Consider the following 12,343-nt stretch of genomic DNA (forward strand, 5'->3'; position numbering starts at 1 on the left):
ATCAGTCCGGCCGCGCTCCGATCAGCCCGGCTCGGCCTCGATCAACCCGCCACGCGCACCGACGCGGCGGCCTCGTCGCCCGCCTCGGCCGGACCCGTCATCCGCACCGGCTCGGTGCCGGTGATGTTGTGGCGGGCGGCCCAGTTCTCCAGGGCCGCGCGGCAGGCGTGGTCCAGGTGCCGGACCGCCGTCAGGTCGAGCTCGATCGGCCGGTCCTTCGGCAACGCCTCCAGGGTCTCCAGGATGCGCGGGAGCCGGAGGAAGGTGGCGTTGCCGGAGAGGGTCACCACCGTTCTCCCGCCGGTGAGTTCGCGGGTGTCGAGGTGGACGTGCGAGGTCTCCCACGCCGACTTCGCCACGGCCAGCACCAGGCCCAGCACCACACCTTCGAACATGCTGGTCGTCACGATGGCGATGGCCGTGACGGCGAGGATGACGACCTCACCGCGGTGCTCCCGCCAGAGCGGGCCGATCTCCTTGACGGGGATCAGCTTGCAGCCCGCGTGCACCAGCACGCCCGCCAGCGCCGCGAGCGGGATGATCCCGATCGCCGCCGGCAGCAGCACGGTGAAGAGCAGCAGCCACAGCCCGTGCAGGATGCGGGAGAGCACGGTCTTGGCGCCCGCCTGGACGTTGGCGGAGCTGCGGACGATCACCGCGGTCATCGGCAGCGCCCCGAGGACGCCGCACACGGTGTTGCCCACGCCCTGCGCGACCAGTTCCTTGTCGTAGTGCGTACGCGGTCCGTCGTGCATCCGGTCCACCGCCGCCGCGCTGAAGAGCGACTCCGCCGAGGCGATCAGGGTGAAGGCGAGGACCGTACCGAGGGCGGCCACGGTGCCCAACGAGGTGAGGTCGTTCAGGGCCGGCGGCTGGATGGCGTCGACGAGCCCCTGGACCTTCACGTTCGCGACGTCCAGGTCGCCGATCGCCGTGACGGCCGTGGCCAGGGCCACCGCGACCAGCGGAGCCGGGACGAGCTGCGCCTTGGCGGGCAGCTTCTTCCAGCCGACCAGCACGACGATGGTGCCGAGGCCCACCGCGAAGGCGGTCAGGGCGGTGCGGCTGGTGGCGATGTCGCCGATCAGCCCCGGGATTCCGGCGATCTTGTCCAGGCCGGAGCGCGGCTGCTTGACGCCGGCCATCGTGTACAACTGCCCGAAGATGAGGACGAGTCCGATGCCGGCCAGCATGCCCTGCACGACCGAAACGGAGATCGCCCGGAACCAGCGGCCGAACCGCAGCAGGCCGAGGATGATCTGCAGCGCCCCGGTGGCCAGCACGATCGCGCCGAGCATGCCGAGGCCGAACTCCCGTACGGCCTCGAAGACGAGCACGGTCAGACCGGCGGCGGGGCCGCTGACCTGGAGGGCACTGCCGGGCATGAAGCCCACGACCAGGCCACCGACGATGCCGGTGATCAGGCCGAGTTCGGCGGGTACGCCCGACGCCACGGCCACGCCGACGCACAACGGCAGGGCCACGAGGAACACGACGAGCGAGGCGAGCGCGTCCTGACGGACGACGGCCGGGTTCTTGAGGTTGGAGAAGGCGGAAAGCACGGGTGAGGGTCCCCCTGTCTTCGTGTCGGGCCGGTTCACAGGGCTCCGAACGACAGACCGCCGTTGTCCGGCCGGTGCACTCTGACCGCACCGGTGTGTACCTCGTAGTACCAGGCGTGCAGGGAGAGCCGCCCCTCGGCGACGCCCTCCCTGACGCAGGGGTAGCCGCGCAACGTCTCCAACTGCGCGATGGCGTGGGCCTGTACGGCCTCCGCCACGTCCTCCGAGTCCGCCGCCAGCGAGCGGACGGACGCGTGCGGCGGCACGGCCTCCTCCAGCCAGCCGCGGACGGCGGGGACGGCGGAGAGATCCTCGTCCCGGACCACGGCGCCCACCGCGCCGCAGTGGGAGTGCCCACAGACGACGATGTCGCGGACGCCGAGCACCCGCACCGCGTATTCGATGGTGGCCGCCTCGCCCGTGGGGCGACTGTCGCCCGGGTACGACGGAACGATGTTGCCGGCGGTACGCAGTTCGAAGAGCTCACCCGGGCGCGCCCCGGTGATCAGAGCCGGCACCACGCGCGAGTCCGAGCACGTGATGAACAGGACTTCGGGGGCCTGGCCCGCTTCGAGGGCCCGGAAGGTTTCGGCGTGCCGGGGGTCGGCCACATGGGTGGCCGAGAAGGAGCGCGCGTGGTCGATCAGTGACTTCATGATGGCCTGCCTCCTGCGTCTCGACGGCGTTCGTCGAGACGCGGTGTGGTCGGGTCGGTCAAGAGCTGCGGGCGCGGCGGCGATGGGTCAGACACCACGCCCTCGGGGCTTACGCCGCGCCGCTGCGGCACATTCTGGTTCACGGCCGCATCCGGCAATTTACCAGCGCATTACCTCCCGATGACAGATTAAAATCTCGTCAAAACCGGTATGGAATCGGGCACTTGACAAGACTCCGGGTCGAACGGCCGCCACAGTCAGGGCTGTCGGAAAACCGCCGGTCGACGGACGCCCGCGGACCACGTTTGTATCGCCGACCGTCGTAGGGATCCACCTGGTCAAACCGCCGACGCGACCGCCCGGGGCGCCATCCTCGACGCCGTGCGCCAGGGAAAGATTTCAGCCACTTCCGCGACCGCCCAGGAATCGCCTCGGGCGGCCGAAGAGTGAAAAGCGACACAGCGGGAATAGCAGCGCGGCCATCGGTGCGTGGTGACCACACCGCTCGCCGCCGACGCGATCCGCGTTCCCATTCGCGACGATTGCTCGACCAGCCGAGAGCCACGCGGCGCGGCCGCTCCGGACCACCGCCGGCGCGGCGAACCGCCGCGACGCGCGACGCGAGGGGACGACGCACGTCATCACGCACGGTTCATCGATGCGCACTCGAGAAGAGACGGGGACGGGCCGGGGGACGCGGCGGGCACCGACCGTCGGGTCCGGCCCGCCGAGCTCGCCTACGGCGTGCGGGTCACGACGGCGGTCGCGAAGCCCTGCCCCCCGAAGCCCGGCCCCCGGTGCCCGTCCCCGATCAGGACGCCTTCAGCAGCGCGCCTTCCCGCCACTTGAGGATCTTGTCGAAGCTCACCACGGCGCCGGTCGCGTCCTGCCGGTTGCGATAGCGGACGTGGTCGGTCAGGGCCTCGATCAGGAACAGGCCGCGACCGTGCTCGGCGTGGACGCCGGCGGGGGCGGGCGACTCGGGGCGGTGCGGGAGGGGGGCGAGGCCCGACTCGAGGGTCGGCGGGGCGAGGGTCGGGTCCGGGGCGGGGGCGAAGCCCGGTCCGCAGTCCGTGACCTCGATGCGGCAGGTGTCGCCGTCGATGAACGCGGTGACGCGGTACGCCTCACCGGCGCCGCCTCTACCGCCGTGCTCGACCGCGTTGGCGCAGGCCTCGGAGACGGCGAGGGACAGATCGTGGCAGATCTCGGGGTCGACGCCGGCCGTCTCCATGGTGCGCCGCAAGAGCTTCCGGGCGAGGGGCACGCTGGCCAGCTCGCGCCGCAATTGCAGAGACCACCAGATGCTCATGTTCCAGCCTCCCGGCAGCGGCTCGACATACCGATACGTATTGCCGGTGTCCATGGTCGGTAAGCGCGTGGGGGATGTGACTCCACTCATCTGGCGGAAGCGCGACACGCGGCGACCGGTGTATGAGGCGGGGCGGCACCGGGCCATGTGGCGGAGGACGGCGGGCGCCGGACCGTAGCGCTCCCGCCCCGTCGTACCCACCCGTCACGGTCTCGAAGCCCTTCCGCCCCACCCGTCACGGCCTCGAAGCCTTGCCGCCCCACCCGTCACGGTCTCGCACCTCGGCCGCCGTCCCGTGGCCCTGCCGTGGGGAAGAAGCCACGCCCTGCCGTGGGGAAGAAAACGGGCCGATGGGATGATGGCGCAGCCATGTCTGCCCCCGTCGCGCGTGCCGGCGCCGATCTGCGAATGCTGCGGGCCGCGGTCTTCACCGCGGTCTGCGTCGTGCTGTCCGCGGGTGGCCACGCTCTCGCGTCGTGCGCGCCGGTGCCGCTGTGGGCGCTGGGCGTGGGATGTCTGGCGGTGTTCGCGGTGGCGGCGCCGCTGGCCGGTCGCGAGCGGTCGCTGCCCGGGATCGCGGTGGCGCTGGGCGTGGGGCAGCTCCTGCTGCACAGCCTGTTCACGATGGCCCAGCACGGCGACGCCACGGCGGTCGCCTGGGAGGCGCGACAGGACGCCCACAAGGGTCGGCTGGTCGCGTTCGCCGCGCAGATGCTGTGCGACTCCGGCCCGCGCGCCATGGACACGGAGCAGGCGAACCGCCTGATAGCGGACGCCGGCATCGACCCCGGCGCGGCCGGCGTCGCGCCGCCGCACCACGCCCCGTCCCTCTGGGAAGCGCTGCTGCCGTCCCTGCCCATGGTGCTCGGCCATCTGCTCGCCGCGCTGGCGGCCGGCTGGCTGCTGCGCCGCGGCGAGGCCGCGCTGTGGCGGCTGGCGCGGCTGTCGACGGACGGGGTCTCGGCGCGGGCGCTGCGCGTCGCCCTGCGACTGGTGCGGGCGCTGCGCGCCGGGCTGCTCGGCGGCGCCGAGGAGGCCGGCCGTGGCCTGCGGGCGGTCCGCGCGGACGAACGGGACGCCGTGGAGCCGCGCTCGGTGGTGCTCCAGCACAGCGTGATCAGGCGCGGTCCGCCGGCGGTCGAGCTCGCGGCCTGAGCCACGCGACCACCACTCCGGGCAGGGATCCGGGAGGGCGTCGCGCGGTGCCGCACGCGCCCACGCTCGTCTCTCCGCCATGACGTCTCCGACGTTTGATCCACCTGGAATATCTGCCATGAACGCCATGCTTCGTCGTCTCTCCGTCGTCGGCGGTGCCGCCGCCGGTACCGTCGCCCTCCTCGCCGCCCCCGCCTTCGCGCACGTCAGCGTGCAGCCCGGGCAGGCCGAGAAGGGCGGCTTCAGCACCATCAACCTCAAGGTGCCGAACGAGCGGGACAACGCCTCGACGGTCAAGCTCGAAGTCACTGTTCCGACCGACCACCCGCTCGCCTCGGTGATGCCGCAGCCCGTCCCGGGCTGGGACGTCGAGGTCACCAGGACCAAGCTCGACAAGCCGATCGAGATGCACGGCAAGAAGATCAGCGAGGCGGTCAGCAAGGTCACCTGGACCGGCGGCACCATCGAGCCGGGGATGTTCCAGCAGTTCCCGTTGTCCGTGGGCCAGCTCCCCGAGGACGCGGACCGGATCGTCTTCAAGGCGCTCCAGACGTACGACAACAAGGAGGTCGTGCGCTGGATCGAGGTGCCCGAGGAGGGCGAGGCGGAGCCGGACCACCCGGCGCCGGTCCTCAAGCTCGTCGAGCCCGCCGCGGGCTCGGGCGGCCACGGCCACGGAGCCGGCCACCAGGGCGGGAACGGCAAGGGCGGGCACGGCGAGGACGCCGCGGAGCATGACGCGCAGGCCGCGGCGGCGACGAAGCAGACCGCCGCCTCGAACGACGACAGCGACACCACCGCCCGGGTCCTCGGCATCGTCGGCATCGTCGTCGGCGTCGCCGGGGTCGCGTTCGGCGTGCTGGCCGGTCGCCGCCGGTCCGCCGCCTGATCGACCCGGAGCGGGCGGGTCGGGCGGAGCGCCGTGCGGCGCCTCGAACGACGACCCGTACGGACGGTGGCGATCCCCGCACGGACCGTGTCGACGAATCGACGTACCGACACCCGCGTGTCCCGGTACGTCGACCCGTCGACCGACCGACTGGTCGACTGACTGGCTCGGCGACTCGGTGATTCGGGGACTGGGCGACTCGGCGACCTGCCGACGCACCGATCCACCGACCTGTCGACCCGTCGACCCGTCGACGCGACGCCATGGCCACACGACGACGTACCGACCCGCCCGCTCCTGACCGAACCTCGATGTACCGGCCCACCGACCCATCGACCCCCTCTGGAGAGCACCCCATGCGCACCAAGATCCTTGCTGCTGCCCTGGCCGCCACGGCCGCGCTCGCCCTGACCGCCTGTGGCTCCGACGACAAGGCGCAGGACTCCGACTCCGTCGCCGACGTCAAGGGCGGCGACAGGAAGGAGTCGGCGATCGTCCTGGACAAGCCGAAGCCCAAGCCGGACCTGATCCTCAAGGACACCGACGGCAAGAAGTTCGACCTGCTGGAGCAGACCAAGGGCCGGCCCACGCTGGTCTACTTCGGCTACACCTTCTGCCCCGACGTCTGCTCGCTGGTGATGAGCAACGTCGCGATCGCGGAGCAGGAGCTCTCGCCGGAGGAGCGCGAGAAGCTCCAGGTCATCTTTGTGACCACGGACCCGGAGCGCGACACCCCCAAGCGGATGCGCTCCTGGCTGGACGGCCAGGGCGGCCAGGACTTCATCGGCCTGACCGGCGACTTCGACACCATCCAGGCCGCCGCCCGGCCGCTGGGCATCCTGGTGGATCCGCCCAAGAAGGAGAAGGACGGCAGCATCACCGTCAACCACGGCGCGCAGGTGCTCGGCTTCTCGCCCAAGGATGACAAGGCCCACTGGATCTACACCACCGAGACCACGTCGGAGACCTACACCAAGGACCTCCCGAAGATCATCAAGGGAGTCAACCCGTAATGCCCGCCACACCCGTACTGCGCACCAGGACCTACGCCGTCGCCGGGGTCACCGCCACCGGCGTGGCGCTGGCGCTGGCCCTCACCGCCTGCGGCGGCTCGGACGGGTCCGACGGCGCGAAGAAGAGCCCCGCGTCGCTGTCGGTCGACGACGCCTACCTGCCGCGGCCCGCCATGGACGACATGGCGGCCGGCTTTCTGACCGTGCGGAACACCGGCGACACCGCCGACCGGCTGACCAAGGTCACCACGCCGCTCTCCTCCGACGTCACCCTGCACGCCACGGAGGGGACCCGGATGAAGCAGGTGAGCTCGCTCGACGTGCCGGCGGGCGGGGAACTCACCCTCGCCAGCGGCGAGACCCACCTCATGCTGGGCAAGCTCGACCACAGACCCGAGGTCGGCGAGAAGGTGAGATTCACCCTCCACTTCGCCTCCTCGGACCCGATCGAGGTCGACGTCCCGGTGAAGCCGACGACGTACCGCCCCCAGCACCACTGAAACCGTAGGACCCTCCCCCCATGAGCTCCTCCCCGACCACGACCACCGAGCGGCCGGCCCGGCCGCGACGGTTGCCAGGGCCGGCCCGGCTGGGCGTCCTGCTGCTGGCCGTGCTGGCGTGCGCGCTGGGCTTCGGCGCCACCCCGGCGTCGGCGCACGCCGCGCTCACGGCGACCGACCCGGCCGACGGCGCGGTGCTGCCGACCCAGCCCCAGCGGGTCACCCTCACCTTCTCGGAGGGGGTGCTGGTCTCCGACGACTCCGTGCGGGTCCTGGACCCGCGGGGCCGGCGGGTGGACGACGGCGAGCCCGACCACCGGGACGGCGAGTCGTCGACCATGTCGGTGGCGCTCCGCGCGGGGCTGCCGGACGGCACCTACACGGTCGCCTGGGAGGCCGTGTCGGAGGACAGCCACCCGGTGGGCGGCGCGTTCACCTTCTCCATCGGCGCGCCGTCGGCGACCACGGTCTCGGTGCCGACCACCGCCGAGCCGGACCCGACCGTGGACACGCTCTACGGCGTCGGCCGGTACGCGGCCTACGCCGGCCTCGTGCTGCTCGTCGGCGGCTGCGTCTTCGCCGCGGCCTGCCGCTCGTCGAAGCCGGTGGAGCGGGTCGCCGCGGCCGGTTGGGCGACGCTGTTCGCCGCCACCGTGCTGCTGTTGCTGCTGCGCTCCCCGTACACCGGCGGCGACTCGCTCGGGGCGGCCCTCGACCCGGGCCGGCTGGACGAGGTGCTGTCCACCAAGCCGGGCGCGGCGCTGCTGGCCCGGCTGATCCTGCTCGGGGCGGCGGCCGGCTTCCTGGCCGTGCTGTTCGGGCCGTACGCGCGGCAGCGGACGAAGGCGGCGGCACGGCGCGAGCTCACCGTGGGGCTGGGCGTGGGCGGCGCGGTGCTCGCGGCCGGTCTCGGCGCCACCTGGGCGATGGCCGAGCACGCGTCGGTCGGCATCCAGCCGTGGCTGGCGATGCCGGTGGACGTGGCCCACCTGTTGGCGGTCGGCGTGTGGCTGGGCGGGCTGGTGGCCCTGCTGGTGACGCTCCGCGCGGGCGAGCCCGTCCCCGGCACGGCGGTGCGCCGCTTCTCGCGGCTGGCCTTCGGGTCGGTCCTGGTGCTGGTGGTCACCGGGCTCTACCAGTCGTGGCGGCAGGTCGGCGGCTGGTCCGCGCTGACCGGCACCGAGTACGGCAGGTGGCTGCTGGTGAAGGTGGCGCTGGTGGCCGTGCTCGTCGGGCTGGCCGCCGGCTCCCGCCGCTGGACGGCGCGGCTGACCGACGCCCCGGAGCCCGAGCCCGCGCCCCCCGGCAAGGGCGCCCGGAACAAGGCCACCAAGACCCGGGCGAAGGCGCCGAAGGCCGCGGTGCGGGAGGCCGCCGCACCGACGGCGACCACCCCGGGGGTCGGCACACGGGCGGCCGGCGCGCCGGGCCCGGGTACGCCGGGGGTGGGCTCGGCCACCTCGGGAGCGGCGGACGCGCCCCGCCACGTCCGCGCGGGGGCCGGTCTCCGTACCGCCGACACGCGCGGCCGCGCGGACGACGGCGGCAGTGGCGACGGCACCGACCGCCACGACGGCACCGGTCGCGGCGACGGCACCGGCCGCTCCGACGGCGCTCGCGCGGGGCGGCGCCGCGACCGCGCGGGGGCCGCGGCGGGCGATCCGGTGCGCGCCGCCCAGCTCGCCCGCCAGCGGGCCGCGGTGGACCGGACGGTGGGGCTCAGGCGGCGGGACGCCGACGCCGAGCGCAGCGGGCTGCGCCGCGCGGTGGCCGTGGAGACGGCCGTCGCCGTGGTGCTGCTGGCGGTGACCACCGTGCTGACCGGCACCCAGCCGGGCCGCGCGGAGGCCGCACAGGCGGCGGCCCGCGCGGGGGCCGCCGGGCCGGCCGCGGGCCCGGTCACCGTCACCGTCCCGTACGACACCGGCACCAAGAGCGGCCGGGGCACCGCCGAGCTCACCGTCGACCCCGCGCGGAAGGGCGCCAACGCCATCCACCTCTATCTGAAGGACCGCGCGGGGCGCGCCGTGGACGTGGCGGAGCTGAAGCTCTCGTTCACCCTGCGGAAGCAGGACATCGGCCCGCTCGTCGTCCCTCTTCGTCACCTGTCGACCGGCCACTGGAGCGTCGACCGCTTCCAGCTCCCGATGGCCGGCTCCTGGCAGCTGTCCCTGACCGTACGGACCTCCGACATCGACCAGGTGACCGAGGTCAAGACCGTGAAAGTCAGCCCATGACAGAGCAGAACTCCGCACGACCCAAACCCTCCAAGTCGAAGGCGGCCAACCGGCCCCCGCAGCAGAAGAACGCCAGGACCGCCGCGGCGACCGACTCCACCGCCAGGGCGGCCGACGGGACCGACGGGACCAGGGGCGCCGGTAAGGCGAAGGCCGCGGGCGGGACGGCTCCCGCCCCGGCGGCCTCGGTCCCCCCGCAGGGCGGCGTCACCCGGCGCCGGCTGCTGGGCACCGCGGGCGCGGCCGGCGCGGCGGGGCTGGTGGTCGGCGGCGCCGCGGGCGCCGCCGGGGCCGCGGCCCTGCGGGACGAGGCGCCCACCGCCCTGAGCACCGTCGGCTCCACCACCGTCCCCTTCTACCGGGAGGACCGGGCCGACGGCGCGGACGGGACCGACGGCACCGAGGGCCTGCACCAGGCGGGCATCACCACCCCGCTCCAGGCCCGCGGCCATCTGCTCGCCTTCGACCTCGCCCCGGGGGCGGACCGCAAGGCGGCCGCCGCGCTGCTGCGCCGCTGGTCGGCGCTGGCCGGGCAGCTGATGGCGGACGAGGAGCGGTTGGCGAACGACACCGGCATCGCGCTGGACGCCGGCCCCTCCTCGCTCACCGTCACCTTCGGTTTCGGCCGCGGCTTCTTCGACCGCACCGGCCTCACCGACCGGCTGCCGAACGCGCTCGCCCCGCTGCCGGACTTCTCCGCCGACGCGCTCGACGCCAAGCGCAGCAACGGCGACCTGTGGCTCCAGATCGGCGCCGACGACGCGCTCGTCGCCTTCCACGCGCTGCGCGCGCTCCAGCGGGAGGCCGGGGACACCGTGCGGCTGCGCTGGCAGATGAACGGCTTCAACCGCACCCCCGGCGCTACCGCACACCCGATGACCAGCCGCAATCTGATGGGGCAGGTCGACGGCACCAACAACCCCAAGCAGCACGACGCCGACTTCCAGAAGCGGATCTTCGTGCCCAAGGGCGGCTCCACCCGATCGCCCCAGTGGATGGCGGGCGGCTCGTACGCGGTGGTCCGACGCATCCGGATGCTGCTGGACTCCTGGGACAACCTCTCCCTCGACCAGCAGGAACGGGTGATAGGCCGCCGCAAGTCCGACGGCTCCCCGCTCTCCGGCGGCACCGAGACCACCCCCGTCGACCTCGCCAAGCTCACCAAGGAGGGCGCGCTGGCCATCGGCGGCGACGCGCATGTGCGGGTCGCGGCACCGGAGACCAACCAGGGCGCGGCGATGCTGCGGCGGCCGTTCTCGTACCACGACGGCTTCCGCGACGACGGCGCGCCGGACGCGGGTCTGCTGTTCATCGCCTGGCAGGCGGATCCGATGAAGGGATTCGTGCCGGTGCAGCGCAAGCTGGATCGTGGGGACGGACTGTCCCGGTTCCTGCGCCACGAGGCGAGCGCGCTGTTCGCCGTGCCGCCGGCGGCGGAGCGGGGCTCCTACGTGGGCCAGCCGCTGCTGGAGGGGTGAGCACCGTCTCGTCGCCGACGACGTCGGGCGCGGTGCCGCGCTCCACGGTTCCGCCGCCGGCGCCGTCCCCCACGGCCCCGCCGTCGGCCGCGTCGGCCCCGGTCCCACTGCTCGGACGGATCGAGGCCACCGGGTGTCGACGTGGGTATCGTGGCGGTTCTCGTCTGATCACAGGGAGTTCAGCGTGATGTCGGCCAGTCGCTATACCTATCTCGGGCCCGAGGGCACCTTCACCGAGGCCGCCCTGCGCACCCTGCCCGAGGCCGCCACCCGCGAGCTGGTCCCGATGGTGTCGGTCCCGGCGGCGCTGGACGCGGTGCGGTCCGGCTCGGCCGCCGCCGCTCTGGTGCCGATCGAGAACTCGGTCGAGGGCGGGGTGACCGCCACCGTCGACGAGCTGGCGACGGGCGAGCCGCTGATGATCTACCGCGAGGTGCTGCTGCCGATCGCGTTCGCGCTGCTGGTGCGGCCGGGCACCTCGCTGACGGACGTGAAGACCGTGACCGGGCACCCGGTGGCCCAGCCGCAGGTGCGCAACTGGCTCGCCGCGCACCTGCCGGACGCGGTGTGGGAGTCGGCGGCGTCCAACGCGGACGGCGCCCGGCTGGTCCAGGAGGGTCGCTACGACGCGGCCTTCGCCGGCGAGTTCGCGGCGCCCCGGTACGGTCTCGACCCGCTGGTCACCGAGATCCACGACGCGGCGAACGCGGTGACCCGCTTCGTCCTGGTCGGTCGCCCGGCCCGGCCCGCGGCCCGCACCGGAGCGGACAAGACCTCGGTGGTCATCTGGCTCGGCGACGACCACCCGGGCGCCCTGCTGGAGCTGCTGCAGGAGTACTCGGCGCGCGGGGTCAACCTGATGCGGATCGAGTCCCGTCCCACCGGCGAGGGGATGGGGCGCTACTGCTTCTCGGTGGACTGCGAGGGGCACATCACCGACCGGCGGGTGGGTTCGGCGCTGATGGGGCTGAAGCGGATCTGTCCCAAGGTGCGGTTCCTGGGGTCGTACCCTCGGGCCGGGGTGGATCCGGCGGACCTCGGCCGGCTGCGGCGCGGCACGTCCGACGACGAGTTCGTGGCGGCGGCGGACTGGTTGGCCCGCATCCAGGACGGGCGGACCTGAGCGGCGCTTGGACACCCCGGGGCCTTGGCGCCGCGGGACCGCGGGACCGCGGGACCCGTATGCCGGCGGGCCGCGATACCGGCATCACCGGATGCCGGTACTCCCGCATTCCGGTACTCCCGCATCCAGGTACTCCCGCATCCCGGCATCCCCATACACCGGCATCCCCAAGGTTATCCACAGGGCACTCACTCGACCTGGGGATAAGTCGACAGACCGATACCGCGGAGTCGACAAGTCTGCGTGGTCGCCTCTTCGGCGTCCACGGCCCCGATCGCGCTCCGACGCCACCGTCGCGTCACAGGAATTCCGCAAATCCACCCTTTAGGGCGAGGAGAAGGGAATCAATCCCACCCGAAAGAGTGCACAAAGAGGGTTTGCCACTTGAATGAACGGCGTATCGCCTCTATGCGGAATG

10 protein-coding genes are annotated in these 12,343 nt (G+C 73.1%); 7 read left to right on the top strand and 3 right to left on the bottom strand.

The genetic code is table 11. From position 1 onward, the window contains the following. Positions 1-41: 41 nt before the first annotated feature. The 3 genes from LRS74_RS16060 to LRS74_RS16070 form a co-directional block, all read right to left on the bottom strand. A complete protein-coding gene (locus LRS74_RS16060; RefSeq protein WP_277741647.1) occupies positions 42-1,562 on the bottom strand; it encodes a SulP family inorganic anion transporter in 1,521 nt (506 codons plus the stop codon). A gap of 35 nt (positions 1,563-1,597) precedes the next feature. After that, positions 1,598-2,218 carry a carbonic anhydrase gene (locus LRS74_RS16065; protein ID WP_277741648.1) on the bottom strand — a complete coding sequence of 207 codons (621 nt, stop codon included), beginning with the start codon at positions 2,216-2,218 and terminating at the stop codon, positions 1,598-1,600. Positions 2,219-3,029: 811 nt separating this feature from the next. Beyond that, a complete protein-coding gene (locus LRS74_RS16070; RefSeq protein ID WP_144383365.1) occupies positions 3,030-3,530 on the bottom strand; it encodes an ATP-binding protein in 501 nt (166 codons plus the stop codon). 369 nt (positions 3,531-3,899) lie between these two features. Between LRS74_RS16070 and LRS74_RS16075 the strand changes: the two genes are divergently transcribed. The 7 genes from LRS74_RS16075 (at position 3,900) to pheA (ending at position 11,925) form a co-directional block, all read left to right on the top strand. Beyond that, positions 3,900-4,685, top strand: a complete 786-nt coding sequence (locus tag LRS74_RS16075) for a hypothetical protein (protein WP_277741649.1) — start codon at positions 3,900-3,902, stop codon at positions 4,683-4,685. A gap of 118 nt (positions 4,686-4,803) precedes the next feature. Next, positions 4,804-5,574, top strand: a complete 771-nt coding sequence (locus LRS74_RS16080; protein WP_277741650.1) for a YcnI family protein — start codon at positions 4,804-4,806, stop codon at positions 5,572-5,574. Positions 5,575-5,930: 356 nt separating this feature from the next. Then, positions 5,931-6,587 (top strand): SCO family protein, encoded by a 657-nt coding sequence (locus tag LRS74_RS16085; RefSeq protein ID WP_277741651.1) that lies wholly within the window; start codon positions 5,931-5,933, stop codon positions 6,585-6,587. Then, positions 6,587-7,087 carry a copper chaperone PCu(A)C gene (locus tag LRS74_RS16090; protein WP_277741652.1) on the top strand — a complete coding sequence of 167 codons (501 nt, stop codon included), beginning with the start codon at positions 6,587-6,589 and terminating at the stop codon, positions 7,085-7,087. Before LRS74_RS16085 ends, LRS74_RS16090 begins: the two co-directional genes overlap by 1 nt. Before the next feature lie 20 nt (positions 7,088-7,107). Further along, complete coding sequence (locus LRS74_RS16095; RefSeq protein WP_277741653.1) at positions 7,108-9,324, top strand: copper resistance protein CopC; 2,217 nt, start codon at positions 7,108-7,110, stop codon at positions 9,322-9,324. Further along, positions 9,321-10,802: an iron uptake transporter deferrochelatase/peroxidase subunit gene (gene efeB / locus LRS74_RS16100; protein ID WP_277741654.1), complete on the top strand. Its 1,482-nt coding sequence runs from the start codon at positions 9,321-9,323 to the stop codon at positions 10,800-10,802. The genes LRS74_RS16095 and efeB overlap by 4 nt, the downstream gene beginning before the upstream one ends. Before the next feature lie 187 nt (positions 10,803-10,989). Beyond that, positions 10,990-11,925 (top strand): prephenate dehydratase, encoded by a 936-nt coding sequence (gene pheA / locus LRS74_RS16105; RefSeq protein WP_277744778.1) that lies wholly within the window; start codon positions 10,990-10,992, stop codon positions 11,923-11,925. The last annotated feature ends 418 nt before the right edge of the window (positions 11,926-12,343 follow it).

This window comes from Streptomyces sp. LX-29 (assembly GCF_029541745.1).
Classification (GTDB): domain Bacteria; phylum Actinomycetota; class Actinomycetes; order Streptomycetales; family Streptomycetaceae; genus Streptomyces.